The following is a 20,408-nucleotide window of genomic DNA, read 5'->3' on the forward strand; positions in this document are numbered from 1 at the left end:
AGGGTGGAGCGCCCGGCGGGCGCGCGCAGCGCGGCGCGCCCGCAGGACCGGGGGTGTCACCCGTCTGCCGGGGTCACGTCCCGCAGCAGCTGGGTGTAGGCGGCCTCGTCGACGACCGGGGTGCCGAACGACCGGGCCTTGAGGGTCTTGGAGGTGGCGGAGTCCGGGTCGTTGGTGACCAGGAGGCTGGTCAGCCGGGAGACGCTGGTGGCGACGTGGAGGCCGGCCTCGACGGTGCGGTCCTCCAGGAGCTCGCGGTCGACGGAGGTGTCGCCGGAGAACGCCACCCGCATGCCCTGCTTGAGTGGTTTGTCCGACTCGTAACGTCCGGGGTTGGGGTACGGGCACGACGGGCGCTTCCGCGAGGGCCGCCAGCTGCCCGCCCGGTAGGAGGACTGGTGGCCCGTCCGGGGCTGCGTCGGCGTCGAGGCCCACTCGGTGAGCGGCCGGCACTCCAGCAGCGGCAGCCGTACGTTCCGCTCGGCCGCCGCGTGCAGGCTCGGCCGGAACGCCTCGGCGAGCACCCGCGCGTCGTCGAGCGCGTTGTGCGCGCGCTGCTGCACGACACCGAAGTGCGCCGCGAGCGACTCCAGCTTGTGGTTGGGCAGCGGCAGCGACAGCTCCTTGGCGAGCGCGATCGTGCACAGCCGCTGGCGCACCGGCGCGGCGGACTCCGCGCGCGCGTACTCCCGGGCGATCATCTGCCAGTCGAACATCGCGTTGTGCGCGACGAGCACCCGCCCGTCGAGCCGCGCGGCGAACTCCGCCGCGATCTCCGGGAAGAGCGGCGCGCCCTCCAGGACGTCGCTGGTCAGGCCGTGGATCCAGACGGGGCCGGGGTCCCGCTCGGGGTTGACCAGGGTGTACCAGTGGTCCTCGACGTTCCCCTGGGCGTCCAGCCGGTAGACGGCAGCCGACACTATCCGGTCGTCGCGGGCGAGGCCGGTGGTCTCCACGTCGACGACCGCGTACCCCTGCGGGTAGGCGGTCGGCCACGTCGCTGCTGTCGTACGGTCGTCAAGCACGGTTATTGAGAATACGGGCCTCCACGGACACCCGGGCCCCCCGGTTCCGGATTCCGGGGCCGGGATCCGGCACCGGGGCCCTCGGGCGCCGGGTCGCCGACGGGGAGCGGACGGCGTGCGGGGCCGTGTGCGAGGCGGTGCGCGCGGCGACCGGGCCGCCGGCCGGGGGCGCGGAAGCCGGGTCTCCTCAGCGCAGCAACCCCGCCACCAGCGCGCGCACCGCCACCAGGAACACGGCCTCCGTGTCGATCGGGGCGGCGAGGGCGCGGGCGAGTTCCGGGTCGGGGGTGGTGAGGCCGGTCGGCTCCGTGGCCCAGAGGTCCGTCTCGGCCGGCGGCTGGGCGGGGGCGCGTTCGCGGTTGCGCTCGACGAGGACGTGACCGACGACCTGGAACTGGACCGCGTGGACCAGGGCGGCCGCGCGGGAGCCGCGCAGCCCCGCCGCGTGGGCCTCGTGGACCAGGGCGCGCTGGGCCGGCAGGAACATGCGTTCCGTCAGGCCGCGTTCGTGGACCATCGCCACCAGGTGCGGGCGCTCGCGCAGGGCGCGGCGCAGCGCGCGGGCGACCGAGACGATCCGCTCGGCCGGGGTCGCGCCCCGGGGGCGGATCGTGCCGAGGTCGGCGACGGTGCGGGCGACGAGGGCGTCGAGGAGCGACTCGCGGTTGCCGACGTGCCAGTAGATCGAGGTGACCGCGGTGCCGAGCTCGGCGGCGAGCCGACGCATCGTCAGCGCGTCCGGGCCGTGCTCCCTCACCAGGGCGGCCGCCGTGTCCAGGACCTCGTCGCGGGTCAGCGCGGAGCGTGCCATCGGTTCCCCCAACTCCTCTGCGTGCGGCCCTCTTTACCCTGCGGGGTGGTCGGTGTAACTGTGTTACAGGCCGATACGTTCCCGAAGGGCGGTACGTCATGGCACGAGTACGGTACGGGGCTCGCGGCGACGCGGAGGCGGCGGCGGCCCGCGAGCGGTCCGCCAGGCTCCCCGACATCTGGTCCACCGGCGTGGTCGCCGTCTGGGAGACCGACCCGGACGTCGTGGCGGCGGTCCTGCCGCCCCCGCTGAAACCCACCGCGCGCCCCCTCGTACGCGTCAACATCAGCAAGGTCGACCTGCCCGGCTACCCTCTCGGCGCCGGCTCGGTGGCCGTCGCCGCCGCCCACGGCGACCGGGAGGGCTGGTACCCGCTGGTCATGCCGATGACCCACGAACGGGCCCTGATCGGCGGGCGCGAGGTCTTCGGCGAGCCGAAGAAGCTGGGTGAGGTGACCGTCGAGCGCGACGGGCTCGTCGTGCGCGCCGCCCTCGCCCGGCACGGCATCGCCTTCGTGGAGGTGCGCGGCGCGGTCTCCGGACCGCTGCCCCTGCCGGAGCCCGTCGAGAAGACCGACTTCTACTTCAAGTTCCTGCCGGGCGTGGAGGGGACCGGCTTCGACGCCGACCCCGTCCTCGTCCACTGCGTCCGCAACGAGAAGGTGCGGAAGCTGGAGCGGATCACGGGTGACGTGGTCCTGCGCGAGTCCATGTACGACCCGGTCGCCGACCTCCCCGTGCGCCGGCTCGTCGAGATCACGATCGGCGAGAAGACCACCGACCAGAAGGGCACGGTCGCCGAGCGCGTCTCCGCCCGGGACCTGCTGCCCTTCGTCCACCAGCGGTACGACGACCCGCTCCAGATCCTCGACGGACCCCCGGAAGGAAGCGCCTGATGGAGCTGCGCGAGGGGCAGGTCGCCGTCGTCACGGGCGCGGCGAGCGGCATCGGGCTCGCGATGGCCCGCCGCTTCGCCGCCGAGGGCCTCGCCGTCGTCCTCGGGGACGTCGAGCGGGGCGCGCTCGCGGAGGCCGCCGACGAACTGATGGGGAGCGGGGCGCAGGTCCTCGCCCGGACGGTCGACGTCTCGGACCCCGACGAGGTGCGGGCGTTCGCCGACGCCGCGTACGACACCTTCGGCGCGGTCCACGTCCTGTGCAACAACGCGGGCGTCGGCTCCGGCGCCGAGGGCCGCATGTGGGAGCACGAGCCGAACGACTGGAAGTGGGCCTTCTCCGTCAACGTCTGGGGCGTCTTCCACGGCATCCAGGCCTTCGTCCCGCGCATGCTCGCGGGCGGCGAACCCGGCCACGTGGTGAACACCTCCTCGGGCGACGGCGGCATCGCCCCGCTGCCCACCGCCTCCGTGTACGCGGTCACCAAGGCGGCCGTCGTCACCATGACCGAGTCGCTCTACGCCCACCTCAGGGCCGAGCACGCGCGCGTGGGCGCCTCCGTGCTCTTCCCGGGCCCGCACATGCTCCGCACCGGGCTGTGGGAGTCGCACCGCAACCGGCCCGAGCGGTATGCCAAGCAGCGGCCGCGCCGGACCCCGTACCGCAGCCTCGACCAGTGGGAGGCGGCGATGAAGGAGGCCGGGCACGAGGTGGCCTTCACGCCGGTGGAGGAGGTCGCCGAGCACGTCGTCGACGGCATCCGCGCCGACCGCTTCTGGATGCTGCCGGACAGCGAGCACAGCGACCGCCAGATCAAGGCGCGCTCGCAGTCCATGCTCGACCGCGCCAACCCGTCGTACCTGGAGAGTTTCATCCTCGACTGACTCGACCGAGGGGCTTCGCCATGAGCAACGAGCGCCATGAGGACCCGTATCTGATCATCTCCTCCGACTGTCACGCCGGGCTGCCCACCGAGGAGTACCGGCCCTATCTCGACCCCCGCTTCCACCGGGACTTCGACGACTTCCTGGCGGGGCGCGAGGCCCGCCGCGAGGCCATGACCCGGCTCGGGGTGCGCAACGAGGCCTTCGCGAACAAGTGGTTCAGCGACAACGAGGAAGGCCTGCGCGGCGGCTGGGACCCCGCCCGGCGCATCAAGGAGCTCGACGGCGACGGGGTGGCCGCCGAGGTCGTCTTCCCCGACGCGGACGCCGTCGACAGCCGGACCGCCGCGCCCTTCGGCGTCGGCCTCGGGCTCTCCGGCGACCAGGACCCGGAGCTCGGCATGGCGGGTGCGCGGGCGCACAACCGCTGGCTCGCCGAGTTCGTCTCCGCGAACCCGGCCCGGCACTGCGGGGTCGCCCTCCTCCCCGTCACCGCCGACGTCCGCGAGGTCGTCGCCGAGATCCACCGCGCCAAGGAGTCCGGGCTCGGCGCGCTCATGATCCCCTCCATGTGGGTGGACAAGGCCCCGTACCACGACCGGTGTTACGACCCGGTGTGGGCGGCGGCCGCCGAGACCGGCATGCCGGTCGTCACCCACTCCGGGGCGGCGCCGCGCGAGGAGTACGGGGACCACCTCGGGATCTACGTCTCCGAGGTCACCTGGTGGCCCGCCAGGCCGCTGTGGTTCCTGCTCTGGTCGGGCGCCTTCGAGCGCCACCCCGGCCTGCGGTTCGGCGTCGCCGAGTCCGGCTGCTGGTGGCTGCCGAACCTGCTCTGGTTCATGGACCGGCTCTACCTGGGCGCGCACGGCGGCAAGAAGCTGTCCCCGTTTGCGGAGCTGAAGCGGCCGCCGAGCGAGTACCTGGACCGGCAGGTCTTCGTCTGCGCCACCAACACCAAGCGGCGCGAGCTCGCGCAGCGGTACGAGATCGGCGTCGACAACATCCTGTGGGGCTCGGACTTCCCCCACCCGGAGGGCACGTGGCCGGACACGCGCGCGTGGCTGCGGAAGACGTTCCACGACATCCCGGTCGAGGAGACGCGGCGGATGCTGGGGCTCGCCGCCGCGGAGGTTTTCGGATTCGATATCCACATACTGGATCCGATAGCCCGTCGGATCGGCCCCACCCCCGCCGACCTCGGCCAGCCCGCCGACCAGGCCGCCGTCGAAGCCTCCTGGGCCCGCTCGCGCGAGGTCGGCCGCCACTGGCTCACCGACCACGAGTTCCCGGTCCTGGGGGTGACGCCGTGACCGACCCCTACGCCGTGACCGACCGCTACACCGTCGTCTCCGCCGACTGCCACGCCGGCGCCGACCTCCTCGACTACAAGCCGTACCTGGAGAAGAAGCACCACGACGACTTCGACGCCTGGGCGGCGACCTACGTCAACCCGTACGAGGACCTCCTCGCCGACACCGCCGACCGCAACTGGAACTCGCGGCGCAGGCTGCGCGAACTGGAGGCGGACGGCATCGTCGCCGAGGTCGTCTTCCCGAACACCATCCCGCCGTTCTTCCCCAAGGCCTCCCTGATGGCCCAGCCGCCCACCCGAGCCGAGTACGAGCAGCGCTGGGCCGGCCTCCAGGCGCACAACCGCTGGCTGGCCGACTTCTGCGCGGACGCCCCGGGGCGCAGGGCGGGCGTGGCGCAGATCCTCCTCAACGACGTGGACGCGGCGGTCGCGGAGATCCGCCGCGCCCGCGAGGCCGGGCTGACCGGCGGCATCCTGCTGCCGGGGGTCCCGCCGGGCTCGCCCGTCCCGGAGCTGTACTCGGCGGCGTACGACCCGATCTGGGCGGTCTGCGCCGAGCTCGACGTCCCGGTCAACCACCACGGCGGCTCCGCCTCGCCACCACTGGGCGACGAACCGGCCGCCCGCGCGGTGTTCATGGTGGAGACCACCTGGTTCTCCCACCGGGCCCTGTGGCACCTGATCTTCGGCGGCGCGTTCCGGCGCCATCCGGGGCTCAAGCTGGTCCTGACCGAGCAGGGCTCGGGCTGGATCCCGGGCGTGCTCGACATGCTGGACTACTACCACCGGCGCCTGGTGTCGGCCGCGACGAGGGCCGCCACCGCCGAGTCCAAGTTCGGCGCCGGCCTCGCGGAGTCCATGGGCAAGGGCCCCGGCGAGGTCTGGCGGGACAACTGCTTCGTCGGCGCGAGCTTCATGCGCCCCCACGAGGTGCCGCTGCGCGACCGGATCGGCCTCGACAAGATCATGTGGGGCAGCGACTACCCGCACGACGAGGGCACCACCCCGTACTCCCGCGAAGGTCTCCGCATCGCCTACGCGGGACTGCCCCGGGAGGAGGTCGCCGCCATGGTCGGCGGGAACGCGGCCCGCGTCTACGGCTTCGACCTCGCCCTCCTCGACCGCCTCGCCGCCGTCCACGGACCGACCGTCGAGGAGATCGCCCGGCCCCTGGAGGAGGTCCCCGCGGGCGCCACCAGCCCGGCCTTCGCCCCGGGCGGGTCGGTCCGCGTCTGGTGAGCCGCCGGGTGCGACCCTCCTGACGTGACCGAACCTCCCGCGCACGACGAGACCCACGGCGGCGGCCTCGGCTCCCGTCTCAACTGGCTCCGGGCGGCCGTGCTCGGAGCCAACGACGGCGTCGTCTCCACCGCGGGTCTCGTCGTCGGCGTCGCAGGCGCCACCGAGTCCCGGGCCGCCCTGCTCACGGCCGGCCTCTCGGGGCTGCTCGCCGGTTCCATGTCGATGGCGGCGGGTGAGTACGTCTCGGTCTCCAGCCAGCGCGACTCCGAGCGGGCCGCGCTCGCCCAGGAGAAGCGCGAACTGCGCGAACAGCCGGAGGCCGAACTCGCCGAACTGACCGACCTGCTCGCCGCCCGGGGGCTCTCCCCGGAGGTGGCCCGCGAGGCCGCCGAACAGCTCACCGCCCGCGACCCCCTGCGCGCCCACGCGCGCGTGGAGCTCGGCATCGACCCCGACGACCTCACCAACCCCTGGCACGCGGCCGGCGCCAGCTTCCTCGCCTTCACCGTCGGCGCCCTGCTCCCGCTCCTCGCGATCGTCCTCCCGCCGGCCTCCGCCCGCCTCTGGATCACGGTCCTCTCCGTCCTCGCCGCCCTCGTCCTCACCGGCTGGTGGAGCGCCCGTCTCGGCGACGCCCCCACGGGCCCCGCGATCCTGCGCAACGCGGCGGGCGGTGCCCTCGCGATGGCGGTCACCTACGGGGCCGGGTCCCTGCTGGGAGCGGCTGGGGTCTGAGCCGCTTGCCGGAGGGCGCTTGTCGGAAGGCACTTGTCGGAGGGCGCTTGTCGGAAGGCGCCAAAGCTTGCTGACAATCCGTCTCGCATACTTGTTGGTAACAACGTCTAGCCGTCCCCGCCACCCGCCTCTACCGTCGACGCCATGCCGAACCTGCCCGACGTCGTGCTCTGGTCCATACCGGCGTTCGTCCTGCTCACCGTCCTGGAGATGGTCGGCCACCGGATCCACCCCGACGAGGACGCCGCCGGGTACGAGACGAAGGACGCCGCCACCAGCATCGGCATGGGCCTGGGGAGCCTCGCCTTCGACGCGCTGTGGAAGATCCCCGTGGTCGCGATCTACACCGCCGTCTACGAACTGACCCCGCTCCGCGTCCCCGTCCTCTGGTGGACGATCCCGCTCATGCTGCTCGCGCAGGACTTCTCCTACTACTGGCAGCACCGCGGACACCACGTCATCCGCATCCTCTGGGCCTGCCACGTCGTCCACCACAGCAGCCGGAAGTTCAACCTCACCACCGCCCTGCGCCAGCCCTGGACCAGCGTGACGGGCTGGCCGTTCTACCTGCCGGTGATCGCCCTCGGCGTCCACCCGGCGGCCGTCGCCTTCTGCTACTCGGTCAACCTCGTCTACCAGTTCTGGATCCACACCGAGCGCATCGACAAGCTGCCCCGCCCCTTCGAGTACGTCCTCAACACCCCCTCGCACCACCGCGTCCACCACGCCTCCCAGGGCGGCTACCTGGACCGGAACTTCGGCGGCATCCTCATCGTCTGGGACCGGGTGTTCGGCTCCTGGGCCGGCGAGACCGAGCGGCCCGTCTACGGCCTCACCAAGAACATCGAGACCTACAACCCCCTGCGCGTCGCCACCCACGAGTACGCCGCCATCGCCCGCGACCTGCGCGCCGCGCACGACTGGCGCGAGCGCGCCGGAAGGGTCTTCCGCGGCCCGGGCTGGCAGCCGGCCCCGGCCGGGACGAGCCCCGCCGCGACGGGCCCCGCACCGGACGCCGCGCCCGCCCCGCAGGCCGGCGCCGCGCCCCGGGCCGCCGCGTGAGCACCGCACCCGCGGCCGCCCGCGCCGTCCCGACCACCGCCTCCCGCGCGCTCCTCGCCGCCTTCGGGCTCGCGGCCGCCGTCGACCTGGCCTCCCTGCTCGCCGGCGCCGACCTCGGCCACCAGATCGCCAAACCGCTCCTGATGCCCCTGCTCGCCGCGTACGCCGTCACCCTCGGCGCCCCGAAGCCGCTCACCGCCGCGCTCCTCCTCGGCTGGGGCGGCGACGTCCTCCTGCTCTCCGACGCCGACCGGGCCTTCCTCGTCGGCATGGGCTCCTTCGCCGCCGGACACGTCTGCTACCTGGTCCTCTTCGGACGGAGGCGTACGTCCCCGGCGCTCGGCGCCCTGTACGCGGCCGCGCTCGTCGGCACCGTCGTGCTCCTCTGGCCCGACCTCCCCGCCGAGCTGAGGATCCCCGTCGCCGGCTACTCGCTGCTGCTCACCGCCATGGCCTACCGCTCCAGCGCCCTCGGGCTCGCCGGCCTCGGCGGCGCCCTGTTCCTGCTGTCCGACACCCTCATCGCCACCGGCGTCGCCGACTGGCCCCAGCTGCCGGCGCCCGACTTCTGGGTCATGCTGACCTACATCGCGGCGCAGTACCTGCTGACAGCGGGAACGCTCCGCGCGATGTACGGTGAACGTCGTACAACCGTCTGACAGCAAGGACCACCCCCCATGCGCGCCACCACCATCCACGCCCCCTTCGACATGCGCGTGGAGGACGTGCCCGACCCGGTGGTCCAGGAGCCCACGGACGTCGTCCTGCGGGTCCTGCGCGCCTGCATCTGCGGCAGCGACCTGTGGGCCTACCGCGGCGAGGCCGCCCGGCAGCCCGGCCAGCGCATCGGCCACGAGTTCCTCGGCATCGTCGAGGCGGCCGGCTCCGACGTCACCGGCTTCGCCGTCGGCGACCTCGTCGTCGCCCCCTTCGTCTGGTCCGACGGCACCTGCGAGTACTGCGCCGAGGGCCTCCAGACCTCCTGCCCGCGCGGCGGATTCTGGGGCTCGGTCGGCTCCGACGGCGGCCAGGGCGAGGCCGTCCGCGTCCCCTTCGCCGACGGCACCCTCGTCAAGCTCCCCGCCGAAGCCGCCTCCGACGACCGGCTCCTGACCGCGCTGCTCGCCCTCTCCGACGTCCTGGGCACCGGCCACCACGCCGCCCTCGGCGCGGGGGTCACGAAGGGCTCCACGGTCGCCGTCGTCGGCGACGGGGCCGTCGGCCTCTGCGGCGTCCTCGCCGCCAAGCGGCTCGGCGCCGAGCGGATCATCGCGCTCGGCCGGCACACCGCCCGCACCGACATCGCCCGCGCCTTCGGCGCCACCGACGTCGTCGCCGAGCGCGGCGAGGCCGCCGAGGCCGCCGTCCGCGAACTCACCGGCGGCCAGGGCGCCCACGGCGTCATCGAGGCCGTGGGCACCGAGCAGTCCATGCGCACGGCCGTCGCGATCGCCCGCGACGGCGGCTCCATCGGCTACGTCGGCGTCCCGCACGGCAGCGGCACCGGCCTCGACCTCTCCGTCATGTTCGACCGCAACATCGCGCTGCGCGGCGGCGTCGCCCCGGTCCGCGCGTACATCCCGGAGCTCCTCCCGGACGTCCTGGCCGGCACCATCGACCCGTCCCCGGTCTTCGACCTGACGGTCGGCCTGGACGGCGTCCCGGCCGGCTACAAGGCGATGGACGAGCGCACGGCCCTGAAGGTCCTGGTCAAGCCGTAGGACGGCAGGGCTGCCGTCTCCCGTGCCGCCCGCCCGTGGGCACGGGAGGCCCTCCCGCGGCCACCTGCGCGGGCGCTCCGGCCCGCCGTCGACTGTGTGGGCAATCGTTCCGCAGGGCGGAACGGGTGGGCACACCCCCGTTGCCGGGTACCCGTCCCGGCCCACCTCGCCCCGTACGGCCCCGCGCCGGTGCCCCGCCAGGGCCCCGGCCCGCGAGGCCGACGGCGCGGGCCGGGGCCCGCAGGCGGAACCGGCCCGCGGCGCGGAGCCGCACCGTACTCAGAGCCGCACCGCCAGGGCCCCGCCCCTCACCCCCCGCCCCACTCCGCCGCATCCGCCCCCGCGATCCCCGGCGCCCGGGTCCACCCCGCCGGCCCGCCCTCGTACGTCACCGGCGACACCGCGTACCGCAACCGCCCGAGCGGCCCCTCCGACTCCGCGAGATACCGCTCCGGCGAGTACCGCGGCAGCGATCCCGTCAGCCAGTGCCCCGTCTGCGCGAGGGCCAGGCGGACGAGGCGGCTGCCGCCCTCCGCCCGCTGCTCGGTCAGCGACCGCAGCACCGCCGCCGCGAGCAGATACCCCGTGCCGTGGTCCAGCGCCTGCGCCGGCAGCGCGCCCGGCTCCTCCGCCGACCCCTCCACGGCGGCGATCCCCGTCGCCACCTGCACCAGGGAGTCGAAGCCGCGCCGCCCGCCCCACGGCCCGTAGTCGCCCCAGGCGGAGAGGCGGGCGGTCACCAGGCCCGGCCGCTCCAAGTTGAACCGGTCGAGCGCGCCGGGTCGGTAACCGGTGACCAGCACATCGGCGGAGTCGAGGAGTTCGTCGAACGTGCGCCGGTCCGACGGCCGGTCCAGGTCGAGCGCGGCCGTCCGCTTGCCGACGCCCGTGTCCGCGTGCTGGTCCGGCAGTTCGGGGTTGCCCGGCGGGTCGATCCGCAGCACGTCCGCGCCGAGCAGCGCGAGCGTCCGGGTCGCGACGGGCCCGGCGATCACCCGGGTGAGGTCGAGGACCCGCAGCGGGCGCCCGCTCCCGGCCCGGGGCGCGGCCTCGTCGAGCCGTTCCCGGGTCAGCAGCGGCCGCGCCGCCACCTCCCGGCCCTGCTCGCTCGCGGCCCACTCCTCGGGCGTGCGCAGGGCGACGGCCAGGCCCCCGGCCGCGTACACCGCCGTCTCGACCTCGACGGCCTTCCGCTCGCCGATCGCCGCCGCGACGGCCTCCACGGAGTCGGAGCCGGAGTCGGAGCCGGAGTCGGAGCCGGAGTCCGGCACCCCCAGGGCCGCCAGCAGGGCCGCCTTGTGGTGCGGGTAGTTGGCGTGCGTGCGGACCCAGCCGTCGGCCGCCCGCCAGAACCGTGACAGCGGCGCGAAGTTCACCGGCGCCCGTCCGTCGACCCGCAGGTGACGCTCGCTCACGAAGGCGGTGGCGACGGCCCCGTCGTCGACCCGTACCGGCCCCGGGAGTCCGGCGTGCTCCACCGCGGCGAGCGAGCAGGCCGCGACCGCCGCGCGCGCCAGGTCCATCACGGGCAGCCGCGCGGGCAGCAGCCCGGAGACCCCGCCGTACTCCACGCGGTCGACGAGGGCGGGATCGCCGCCCAGGGCCGACCACAGCAACTCCGTACCCGTACGCACTGTGTTGTCCATGACCGCAGTGTGGCACTCAGTGCCACCCGCGGACGCGGAGAGGGCCCCGGTGTGGCGCACCACACCAGGGCCCTCGTACACGGGTACCGCTTACTTCACGGCGTCCAGCGCGTCGATCAGACCGGCTCCGTAGAAGCCGTTCTTGTTCACGCCGCCCTCGCAGACGGCGTCGATCTTGCCGTCGCCCTCGATGTCGTACGGGTTGGTGCAGGCGCGGTCGTCGGCCTGCGCGTACAGCAGCGCCTTCAGCGCCGCCGGGCTCGCGTGGGGGTGCGTCGACTTGAGGAGCGCCAGGACGCCCGCCGCGTGCGGCGAGGCCATCGACGTGCCGGCCTTGTAGTTGTATCCGCCGTCGACCGTGGTCGACAGGATGCGGCCGTTGACCGCCGGGGCGTCCGGCGTCTGGTACTCGGTGCGGTCACCGCCGGGGGCGGCGACGTCGATCACGCCGAGACCGTAGTTGGAGTAGGAGGCCTTGAGGTCCTTGGCGCCGGTCGCGGAGACCGTCACGACGCCCGGCAGCATGGCCGGGTAGTCGAAGCACTCCTTCGGGTCGATGTCCCGGGTGACCGCCGTGGTGTCGTTCGGGCTGCTCGTGTCGGTGATCTTGTCGGCCGCCAGGTCGAACTTGGAGTTGCCGGCCGCGGCGACGTTGACCGTGCCCTTCTTCTCCGCGTAGCGGGTGGCGCGGGTGACCGCCTCGATGAGGGCCTTCTGGTCCTCGTCGTTCTTGCAGGCGAACATCCACGGGTCGGTGTAGTAGCTGTTGTTCGTGACGTCGACGCCGTGCTCGGCCGCCCACACGAAGCCGCAGACCACGGCCTCGGTGTAGAAGAAGCCGTCCGGGGTGGACACCTTGATGCCGGCGAGCTTGACGCCCGGCGCGACACCGGTGATGCCGATGCCGTTCTTGGCGGCGCCGATGGTGCCGGCGACGTGCGTGCCGTGGTCGCTCTCGCCCTTCATCGGACGCCACGAGCCGGCCGTGGTGTCCGGCTTGCCGGACACGCAGTTGGCGGACGCGGCGGCGTCGAAGTTCGGCGCCAGGTCCGGGTGGGTGTCGTCGACGCCCGTGTCGATGATGCCGACGGTGACCCTGCTGCTGCCGAGCGTCTTCTTGTGGGCCTTGTCGGCCTTGATCGCCGGGAGGTCCCACTGCAGGGGCTCCATCGGGTCCTGGCCGTCCGTGGCGGCGGCCGCGGCGGCCTTGGCCTCGGCCGGGGTCAGCGCCTGCGCGCCCTCGTCGACGGAGTCGTCGGACTGGACGGAGAGCGGGGCGGTCCGGGTCGCGCCGGCCGACACCACGCCGGGCGCCTGACGGATCGTCTTCGCGAACTCGGGGTTCTGCGAGTGGACGACGATGACGCCTATCTGGTCGTACGAGACGACCACCTCGCCGCCCGCGGCGGCGATCGCCTTCTTCACCGAGGCGCCGGTCCAGCGACCGCCCGCGATGTTGACGACGTACGAGAGCTTCGGGCCGTTCACGGCCACGGTGGCCGGAGCGTCGCTCAGTTCCGCGGCGGAGGCGGCGCCGGGGGCGAGGAAGCCGAGCGAGGCAGTGAGCGCGAGACCAACCGGCAGAGCGAGAGCTCGGCCGCGCCTCGATCCCAGATGAGCCATGGGTTCTCCACATCATCCGTATGTACTGCCCACGCGCGGGTTTGCGCGTGGACAGGTGCATGACGAGTGAAGCTATCGCTGATCTTCCCGAAGCTTCAATGAGTTGAGAAGACTTCATGAAGATCTGTTCAAGGAAATCCCGCGGGTGAACCGCTTCGCTTCCGGCTCCGTGCCGTTGGTCAGGGGAGGGGCTCCGCTCGGAGCCCCGCTTTCCGCACCCCCGGTGAGGCCCCCATGACCACGCCGCCCGCCCCCGCGTCACGAGGAGATTCCGTGGCTACCGAAGCACCGCCGCCCAGAAACGACACGGAGACCGACCACGTTCCCGCGTCGCCCACGACGGAGCAGTTCGTCGAGGTGCAGGAAGGCGCGGAGTTCGGCGAACTGCGCCGGACGTACCGCTCCTTCGCCTTCCCCCTCACCCTGGCCTTCATCGCCTGGTACCTGCTGTACGTGCTGCTCTCCAACTACGCGGGCGACTTCATGGGGACCAAGCTGTTCGGCAACGTCAACGTGGCGCTCGTCCTCGGCCTCGGCCAGTTCGCCACCACGTTCCTCATCGCCTGGCTCTACTCCCGGCACGCGGCGAACCGCCTCGACCCCAAGGCCGAGGCCATCAAGCACCGTATGGAGGCCGACGCATGAGCACCCCCGTCCTGCTCGCGGCGGGCAACGCCACCACCGAGCACCGGCCCCTGATCATCGCCCTGTTCGGCGCCTTCGTCGTCGCCACCCTCGTCATCACCGTCTGGGCCGGCCGCCAGACCCGCAGCGCCGCCGACTTCTACGCCGGCGGACGCCAGTTCACCGGCTTCCAGAACGGCCTCGCGATCTCCGGCGACTACATGTCCGCCGCGTCCTTCCTCGGCATCGCCGGAGCCATCGCCCTCTTCGGCTACGACGGCTTCCTCTACTCGATCGGCTTCCTCGTCGCCTGGCTCGTCGCCCTGCTCCTGGTCGCCGAACCGCTGCGCAACTCCGGCCGGTTCACCATGGGCGACGTCCTCGCCTACCGGATGCGCCAGCGGCCCGTCCGCACCGCCGCCGGCACTTCGACCATCGTCGTCTCGATCTTCTACCTGCTCGCCCAGATGGCGGGCGCGGGCGTCCTCGTCTCGCTCCTGCTCGGCATCACCAGCGACGGCGGCAAGATCGCGATCGTCGCCCTGGTCGGCCTCCTGATGATCGTGTACGTGACGATCGGCGGCATGAAGGGCACCACCTGGGTGCAGATGGTCAAGGCGGTCCTGCTCATCGCGGGCACCCTGCTGATCACCTTCCTCATCCTCCTCAAGTTCCACTTCAACATCTCGGAGCTGCTCGGCGCGGCCGCCACCAACAGCGGCAAGGGCGACGCCTTCCTGGAGCCCGGCCTCAAGTACGGCGCCACCGCCACCTCCAAGCTGGACTTCCTCTCGCTCGGCATCGCGCTCGTCCTCGGCACGGCCGGCCTGCCCCACATCCTGATCCGCTTCTACACGGTGCCGACCGCCAAGGCCGCCCGTAAGTCCGTCAACTGGGCCATCGGCATCATCGGCGCCTTCTACCTGATGACGATCGTCCTCGGCTTCGGCGCCGCCGCCCTCCTCAAGAACAGCGACATCGTCGCCTCCAACAAGGCCGGCAACACGGCGGCCCCGCTCGCCGCCCTGGAGATCGGCGGCGGAGCCGGCTCCACCGGCGGCGCGATCCTCCTCGCCGTCATCTCCGCCGTCGCCTTCGCGACCATCCTCGCCGTCGTCGCCGGCCTGACCCTGGCCTCCTCCTCGTCCTTCGCGCACGACATCTACGCCAACGTCATCCGGCGCGGGAAGGCCACCGAGCAGGAGGAGGTGCGGGCCGCCCGCTGGGCGACCGTCCTCATCGGCGTCGTCTCCATCGCGCTCGGCGCCCTCGCCCGCGACCTCAACGTCGCCGGCCTGGTCGCCCTCGCCTTCGCGGTCGCCGCCTCGGCCAACCTGCCGACGATCCTCTACTCGCTCTTCTGGAAGCGGTTCACCACCCAGGGCGCCCTGTGGTCGATCTACGGCGGCCTGGTCTCCGCCGTCGTCCTCGTGGTCTTCTCGCCGGTCGTCTCCGGCAAGCCCACGTCGATGTTCAAGACGGTGGACTTCTACTGGTTCCCGCTGGAGAACCCCGGCCTCGTCTCCATCCCGCTCGGCTTCCTGCTCGGCTGGCTCGGCTCGATCCTCTCCAAGGAGGAGCCGGACAAGGGCAAGTACGCGGAACTGGAGGTCAAGTCCCTCACCGGAATCGGAGCGCACTGACCGGAACGCAGTGGGTCGTATACGTTCCGCGACCGCCGGACGGCCGCGTCGTAGAGTTCTACGACGCGGCCGCGCCGGTCCTCGTGACAATCTGCCCTGCTCGTTGTCCGTCCGCTCGCGTAGGCTCGGAGAACACGCATCCGGAATACGGGGAGGGGGCCCACAGTGCTCATCGACACCTACGGCCGTGTGGCCACTGACCTGCGCGTCTCGCTCACGGACCGGTGCAACCTGCGTTGCACGTACTGCATGCCGGAAGAGGGCCTCCAGTGGCTCGCCAAGCCGGACCTCCTCACCGACGACGAGATCGTCCGGCTGATCCGCATCGCGGTCACCGACCTCGGCGTCACCGAGGTCCGCTTCACCGGCGGCGAGCCGCTGCTCCGTCCCGGCCTCGTCGGGATCGTCGAGCGCTGCGCCGCCCTGGAGCCCCGCCCCCGGATGTCCCTGACCACCAACGGCATCGGACTCAAGCGCACCGCCGCCGCCCTCAAGGCGGCCGGCCTCGACCGGGTCAACGTCTCCCTCGACACCCTGCGCCCCGAGGTCTTCAAGACCCTCACCCGGCGCGACCGCCACCGGGACGTCCTCGACGGCATGGCCGCCGCCCGCGAGGCCGGCCTCACCCCGGTCAAGGTCAACGCCGTCCTGATGCCCGGGCTCAACGCCGACGAGGCCCCCGACCTGCTGGCCTGGGCCATCCAGGAGGGGTACGAGCTCCGCTTCATCGAGCAGATGCCCCTGGACGCCCAGCACGGCTGGAAGCGCGACGGCATGATCACCGCCGGGGACATCCTGGAGTCGCTGCGCACCCGCTTCACCCTCACGCCCGAGGGCTCCGAGGAGCGCGGCTCGGCCCCCGCCGAGCGCTGGGTGGTCGACGGCGGACCGCACACGGTCGGCGTCATCGCCTCCGTCACCCGCCCGTTCTGCCGGGCCTGCGACCGCACCCGCCTCACCGCCGACGGCCAGGTGCGCACCTGCCTCTTCGCCACCGAGGAGACGGACCTGAGGGCCGCGCTCCGCTCGGACGCCCCGGACGAGACGGTCGCGGAGATCTGGAAGAAGGCCATGTGGGGCAAGAAGGCGGGCTCGGGCCTCGACGACCCGAGCTTCCTCCAGCCCGAGCGCCCGATGTCGGCGATCGGCGGCTGACGCCCCGGGCCCGTCCGCCGGACAGGTCCTAGGACTCCGGAGAGTCGGACTCCCACTCGCCCAGCGGCACGACGTCCTTCAGGAACCCCCGTACCCCCAGGAACTGGGAGAGGTGCTCGCGGTGCTCCTCGCACGCGAGCCAGGTCTTGCGGCGCTCGGGCGTGTGCAGCTTGGGGTTGTTCCACGCGAGGACCCAGACGGCGTCGGCGCGGCACCCCTTGGCGGAACAGATCGGCTTCTCTTCGTTCACTGGACCATTGATCACCCGATCATTGTCCAGCAACAGCGATGCCGGGCAGCCACGGGGGGAGCTGCCCGGCATCGGTCCGTCGCTCCGACGGGGGATGCGGAGCGCGTAGGCAGTATGTCACGGCACCTGGGGTGCGGTGCACCGGATCGTCATGATTGATCTGAGGTTTTCTTGAGGTTCGGGGCGTCGAGCGCGGGGCGCACCGGAGGGGGGACGAAGGTGGAGGGAAGGGACGGCGCCCTCTCGCGTCCCGCGTTGGCGATCACCACGGCGATGTAGGGGAGCAGGAGGCCCAGGGCCAGCGCCACGAAAGCCACATGCCGCTCGACGTTCCACAGCACCGTCGCGGCGATCACGGAGAGCGTCCGCACCGTCATCGAGATGACATAGCGCCGCTGTCGCCCCCGCACGTCGTCGGCGAGCCCCTGTCGGGCTCCCGTGATCCGGAAGACCTCGGTCCCGCCATGCTTCAGCATCGCCGTTCACCGCCCACAGGTCGTGCCGGACCCTCCCCGGTCCGGACCTGATTCCACGGTACGCCCGCCCTCCGCGGCCGACGAGGCCGGGGCACGTATGGCGCCGTCCGACATGCGCTGTATGGCGGACGGGCCGAGAGTGGGACCACGTGCGCACTAGGAGGCGATGATGAGTTGGTTGTGGGCGATCATCGTGGGACTGGTCCTCGGTCTGATCGCGAAGGCGATCCTGCCGGGGAAGCAGCAGATCCCGCTGTGGCTGACGACCGTGTTCGGCATTCTCGGCAGCGTGCTCGGAAACGCGGTCGCGACCTGGATCGGAGTCAATGACACCAAGGGCATCGACTGGACCCGGCACCTGCTCCAGCTGATCGGCGCCGTCGCCGTCGTCGGCGTGGGCGACATGCTGTGGGCCTCGATCAGGGGCAACAGACGACAGCGCGCCTGAGACGGAAAGGGGCCCGGTACGGCGCACCGCGCGCGTACCGGGCCCCTTCCACGACCCCGCTAGCCGGCGAACTCGATCGCCGCCAGGTTCTTCTTGCCGCGCCGCAGCACCAGCCACCGGCCGTGCAGCAGCTCCTCCGCCGACACCTCGGCGTCCTCGGCGGTCACCTTCACGTTGTTCACGTAGGCCCCGCCCTCCTTCACCGTGCGCCGCGCCGCCGACTTGCTCGCCACGAGACCGACCTCGGCGAACAGGTCCACGACCTGGCCGAGCCCGGTCACGCGCGCGTGCGGCAGCTCGGACAGCGCGGCGGCGAGCGTCGGCTCGTCCAGCTCGGCCAGGTCGCCCTGCCCGAACAGCGCCTTGGAGGCGTTGATGACGGCCGCGCACTGCTCGGCGCCGTGCACCAGGGTGGTGAGCTCCTCGGCGAGCGCCCGCTGGGCGGCACGCGCCTGCGGCCGCTCGGCCGTCTGCGCCTCCAGCTCCTCCAGCTCCTCACGGGACTTGAAGGACAGGATCCGCATGTACGTCGAGACGTCCCGGTCGTCCACGTTCAGCCAGAACTGGTAGAACGCGTACGGCGTCGTCATCTCCGGGTCCAGCCAGACGGCCCCGCTCTCGGTCTTGCCGAACTTGGTGCCGTCCGCCTTCACCATCAGCGGGGTCGCGAGGGCGTGCACCTCGGCGCCCGGCTCCAGGCGGTGGATCAGGTCGAGGCCGGCCACCAGGTTGCCCCACTGGTCCGAGCCGCCCTGCTGGAGCGTGCAGCCGTAGCGGCGGTACAGCTCCAGGAAGTCCATGCCCTGGAGCAGCTGGTAGCTGAACTCGGTGTAGCTGATGCCCTGCTCGGACTCCAGGCGCCGGGCGACGGAGTCCTTGGTCAGCATCTTGTTGACCCGGAAGTGCTTGCCGATGTCCCGCAGGAACTCGATCGCCGACATCCCGGCGGTCCAGTCCAGATTGTTCACCATGACCGCCGCGTTCTCCCCCTCGAAGGAGAGGAAGGGCTCGATCTGCGAGCGCAGCCGGTTCACCCAGTTCGCGACCGTCTCCGGATCGTTCAGGGTGCGCTCGGCCGTCGGACGCGGGTCACCGATCTGCCCGGTGGCCCCGCCGACCAGCGCCAGCGGCCGGTGCCCGGCCTGCTGGAGCCGGCGGACGGTGAGGACCTGGACCAGGTGGCCGACGTGGAGGCTGGCCGCGGTCGGGTCGAAACCGCAATAGAACGTGACGGGACCGTCCGCGAGAGCCTTGCGCAGTGCGTCCTCATCGGTGGACTGGGCGAACAGCCCGCGCCACTTCAGCTCGTCGACGATGTCCGTCACGATCGTCCGTCTCCTCAGAAAGTCGTCAGTGCTACGTCGGCCCAGTCTAGGCGGGTCAGACCCCCTTGCTGACCGAGCTCATGTTGAAGTCCGGAACCCGCAGGGCGGGCATCGCGGCCCGGGTGAACCAGTCGCTCCACTCGCGCGGCAGCGTCTTCTCCGTACGGCCCGCCTCCGTGGCCCGCGACAGCAGGTCCACCGGCGACTCGTTGAACCGGAAGTTGTTCACCTCGCCGACCACCTCGCCGTTCTCGACGAGGTAGACGCCGTCCCGGGTCAGCCCGGTCAGCAGCAGCGTCGCCGGGTCGACCTCGCGGATGTACCAGAGGCAGGTCAGCAGCAGTCCCCGCTCGGTGGAGGCCACCATCTCCTCCAGGGAGCGCTCGCCGCCGCCGTCCAGGATCAGGTTCCCCGCTCCCGGCGCCACGGGCAAGCGAGTAAGTCCCGCCGTGTGCCGGGTGGTGATCAGGTGCGCCAGGGCGCCGGCCTTCACCCAGTCCACCGGCCCGACCGGCAGACCGTTGTCGAAGACGGAGGAGTCGTCGCCGGAGGAGTGCGCGATCACGAACGGCGAGGACTCCAGACCCGGCTCGTTCGGGTCGCTGCGCAGCGTCAGCGGCAGCGGGGAGAGCGTCTCGCCGAGCCGGGTGCCGCCGCCGGGCTTGGAGAAGACCGTACGGCCCTCCACCGCGTCCCGGGCCGCCGAGGACCACAGCTGGTAGATCATCAGGTCGGCCACCGCGGTCGGCGGCAGCAGCGTCTCGTACCGCCCGGCGGGCAGCTCGATCCGCCGCTCCGCCCAGCCGAGCCGGGTCGCCAGCTCGGCGTCGAGCGCGGCCGGGTCGACGTCCTTGAAGTCCCGGGTCGAGCGCCCGGCCCAGGCGGAGCGCGAGCGGTCGGGGGACTTGGCGTTGAGCTCCAGGGTCCCGTTGGGCTGGTCGTGGCGCAGTCGCAGCCCCGTGGACGTGCCCAGGTAGGTGGAGGTCAGCTCGTGGTTGGCGAAGCCGTAGAGCTCGCGTCCGCCGGCACGCGCGCGTGCGAAGGCCTCGCCGAGCGCCGGGGCGAAGTCGGTGAAGACGGCGGAGGAGGTCTCCGCCGGGGCGTCCGTGAAGTCGGGGGAGGCGGGCACGCCCTCCACCAGCGGCTGGGCGTCCTCGGCGGGCCCGGCGGCGCGCGCGGCGGCCTCGGCGGCCCGGACCAGGGGCTCCAGGTCGTCGACGGTCACGGCGGACCGCGAGACGACACCGGAGGCGGTGCCCTGGGCGCCGTCGACGGTCGCGATCACGGTGAGCGTCCGGCCCCGGGTCACCCCGTTCGTGGTGAGCGCGTTCCCGGCCCAGCGCAGGTTGGCCGAGGACTCCTCGTCGGCGATGACGACACACCCGTCCGCGCGGGACAGCTCCAGGGCCCGCTCGACGATCTCGTACGGCTTGCTGACGCGGCTCATCGACCGGCCTCCTGCGTCGTATTGAGACTGTGCTTGCCCGGGGGACACTGCATCCGATTGCGGCTCCGCCGCGGGCCGGA

20 protein-coding genes are annotated in these 20,408 nt (G+C 72.4%); 12 read left to right on the forward strand and 8 right to left on the reverse strand.

Going from position 1 to position 20,408, the window contains the following annotated elements:
- Positions 1 to 56: 56 nt before the first annotated feature.
- Both ABZ318_RS10935 and ABZ318_RS10940 read right to left on the reverse strand, forming a co-directional pair.
- The gene (locus ABZ318_RS10935) at positions 57 to 1,031 is read right to left on the reverse strand and encodes a DEDDh family exonuclease (RefSeq protein WP_356902199.1); all 975 of its coding nucleotides are present in this window, start codon (positions 1,029 to 1,031) and stop codon (positions 57 to 59) included.
- A 181-nt stretch (positions 1,032 to 1,212) separates the two neighbouring features.
- Positions 1,213 to 1,836 (reverse strand): TetR family transcriptional regulator, encoded by a 624-nt coding sequence (locus ABZ318_RS10940; protein ID WP_356902161.1) that lies wholly within the window; start codon positions 1,834 to 1,836, stop codon positions 1,213 to 1,215.
- A 98-nt stretch (positions 1,837 to 1,934) separates the two neighbouring features.
- Here ABZ318_RS10940 and ABZ318_RS10945 point away from each other — a divergent pair, with 98 nt between their 5' ends.
- From ABZ318_RS10945 to ABZ318_RS10980, 8 genes are all read left to right on the forward strand, one after another.
- Positions 1,935 to 2,732, forward strand: coding sequence for an acetoacetate decarboxylase family protein (locus ABZ318_RS10945; protein ID WP_093876759.1), 798 nt, complete (start codon positions 1,935 to 1,937; stop codon positions 2,730 to 2,732).
- A complete protein-coding gene (locus tag ABZ318_RS10950; protein WP_356902162.1) occupies positions 2,732 to 3,616 on the forward strand; it encodes an SDR family NAD(P)-dependent oxidoreductase in 885 nt (294 codons plus the stop codon). Before ABZ318_RS10945 ends, ABZ318_RS10950 begins: the two co-directional genes overlap by 1 nt.
- A gap of 20 nt (positions 3,617 to 3,636) precedes the next feature.
- Positions 3,637 to 4,929 (forward strand): amidohydrolase family protein, encoded by a 1,293-nt coding sequence (locus tag ABZ318_RS10955; RefSeq protein WP_356902163.1) that lies wholly within the window; start codon positions 3,637 to 3,639, stop codon positions 4,927 to 4,929.
- On the forward strand, positions 4,926 to 6,170 hold the full coding sequence (locus ABZ318_RS10960) for an amidohydrolase family protein (RefSeq protein ID WP_356902164.1): 1,245 nt from the start codon (positions 4,926 to 4,928) through the stop codon (positions 6,168 to 6,170). Before ABZ318_RS10955 ends, ABZ318_RS10960 begins: the two co-directional genes overlap by 4 nt.
- A 24-nt stretch (positions 6,171 to 6,194) precedes the next feature.
- The gene (locus ABZ318_RS10965; RefSeq protein WP_356902165.1) at positions 6,195 to 6,908 is read left to right on the forward strand and encodes a VIT family protein; all 714 of its coding nucleotides are present in this window, start codon (positions 6,195 to 6,197) and stop codon (positions 6,906 to 6,908) included.
- A gap of 144 nt (positions 6,909 to 7,052) precedes the next feature.
- Complete coding sequence (locus ABZ318_RS10970) at positions 7,053 to 7,970, forward strand: sterol desaturase family protein (RefSeq protein ID WP_356902166.1); 918 nt, start codon at positions 7,053 to 7,055, stop codon at positions 7,968 to 7,970.
- Positions 7,967 to 8,629 carry a lysoplasmalogenase gene (locus tag ABZ318_RS10975; protein ID WP_356902167.1) on the forward strand — a complete coding sequence of 221 codons (663 nt, stop codon included), beginning with the start codon at positions 7,967 to 7,969 and terminating at the stop codon, positions 8,627 to 8,629. Before ABZ318_RS10970 ends, ABZ318_RS10975 begins: the two co-directional genes overlap by 4 nt.
- A gap of 18 nt (positions 8,630 to 8,647) precedes the next feature.
- Positions 8,648 to 9,691 (forward strand): zinc-dependent alcohol dehydrogenase family protein, encoded by a 1,044-nt coding sequence (locus tag ABZ318_RS10980; protein WP_356902168.1) that lies wholly within the window; start codon positions 8,648 to 8,650, stop codon positions 9,689 to 9,691.
- Positions 9,692 to 9,999: 308 nt separating this feature from the next.
- Here the strand turns inward: ABZ318_RS10980 and ABZ318_RS10985 are convergent, their stop codons facing one another.
- Positions 10,000 to 11,337, reverse strand: coding sequence for a CoA transferase (locus tag ABZ318_RS10985; RefSeq protein WP_356902169.1), 1,338 nt, complete (start codon positions 11,335 to 11,337; stop codon positions 10,000 to 10,002).
- A 90-nt stretch (positions 11,338 to 11,427) separates the two neighbouring features.
- The gene (locus ABZ318_RS10990) at positions 11,428 to 12,960 is read right to left on the reverse strand and encodes a S8 family serine peptidase (RefSeq protein ID WP_356902170.1); all 1,533 of its coding nucleotides are present in this window, start codon (positions 12,958 to 12,960) and stop codon (positions 11,428 to 11,430) included.
- 273 nt (positions 12,961 to 13,233) lie between these two features.
- Here ABZ318_RS10990 and ABZ318_RS10995 point away from each other — a divergent pair, with 273 nt between their 5' ends.
- The 3 genes from ABZ318_RS10995 to moaA all read left to right on the forward strand — a co-directional run bounded on the left by ABZ318_RS10995 (position 13,234) and on the right by moaA (position 16,382).
- A complete protein-coding gene (locus ABZ318_RS10995; RefSeq protein WP_356902171.1) occupies positions 13,234 to 13,605 on the forward strand; it encodes a DUF485 domain-containing protein in 372 nt (123 codons plus the stop codon).
- Positions 13,602 to 15,227 carry a cation acetate symporter gene (locus tag ABZ318_RS11000; RefSeq protein ID WP_356902172.1) on the forward strand — a complete coding sequence of 542 codons (1,626 nt, stop codon included), beginning with the start codon at positions 13,602 to 13,604 and terminating at the stop codon, positions 15,225 to 15,227. The genes ABZ318_RS10995 and ABZ318_RS11000 overlap by 4 nt, the downstream gene beginning before the upstream one ends.
- Positions 15,228 to 15,392: 165 nt before the next feature.
- A complete protein-coding gene (gene moaA, locus ABZ318_RS11005; protein ID WP_356902173.1) occupies positions 15,393 to 16,382 on the forward strand; it encodes a GTP 3',8-cyclase MoaA in 990 nt (329 codons plus the stop codon).
- A 28-nt stretch (positions 16,383 to 16,410) separates the two neighbouring features.
- On the opposite strand, the gene ABZ318_RS11010 is transcribed toward moaA, so the two are convergent.
- Together ABZ318_RS11010 and ABZ318_RS11015 are read right to left on the reverse strand one after the other, a co-directional pair.
- Positions 16,411 to 16,647: a hypothetical protein gene (locus tag ABZ318_RS11010; protein WP_356902174.1), complete on the reverse strand. Its 237-nt coding sequence runs from the start codon at positions 16,645 to 16,647 to the stop codon at positions 16,411 to 16,413.
- A gap of 134 nt (positions 16,648 to 16,781) precedes the next feature.
- Positions 16,782 to 17,108, reverse strand: a complete 327-nt coding sequence (locus tag ABZ318_RS11015; protein ID WP_356902175.1) for a DUF3099 domain-containing protein — start codon at positions 17,106 to 17,108, stop codon at positions 16,782 to 16,784.
- A gap of 169 nt (positions 17,109 to 17,277) precedes the next feature.
- Between ABZ318_RS11015 and ABZ318_RS11020 the strand changes: the two genes are divergently transcribed.
- On the forward strand, positions 17,278 to 17,556 hold the full coding sequence (locus ABZ318_RS11020; RefSeq protein ID WP_356902200.1) for a GlsB/YeaQ/YmgE family stress response membrane protein: 279 nt from the start codon (positions 17,278 to 17,280) through the stop codon (positions 17,554 to 17,556).
- A gap of 59 nt (positions 17,557 to 17,615) precedes the next feature.
- On the opposite strand, the gene tyrS is transcribed toward ABZ318_RS11020, so the two are convergent.
- The gene (gene tyrS / locus ABZ318_RS11025; protein WP_356902176.1) at positions 17,616 to 18,881 is read right to left on the reverse strand and encodes a tyrosine--tRNA ligase; all 1,266 of its coding nucleotides are present in this window, start codon (positions 18,879 to 18,881) and stop codon (positions 17,616 to 17,618) included.
- Positions 18,882 to 18,936: 55 nt separating this feature from the next.
- Positions 18,937 to 20,328 carry a metallopeptidase TldD-related protein gene (locus tag ABZ318_RS11030; protein ID WP_356902177.1) on the reverse strand — a complete coding sequence of 464 codons (1,392 nt, stop codon included), beginning with the start codon at positions 20,326 to 20,328 and terminating at the stop codon, positions 18,937 to 18,939.
- Between the last annotated feature and the right edge of the window lie 80 nt (positions 20,329 to 20,408).

It is taken from the genome of Streptomyces sp. NPDC006197 (genome assembly GCF_040613865.1).
Taxonomy (GTDB): Bacteria; Actinomycetota; Actinomycetes; order Streptomycetales; family Streptomycetaceae; genus Streptomyces.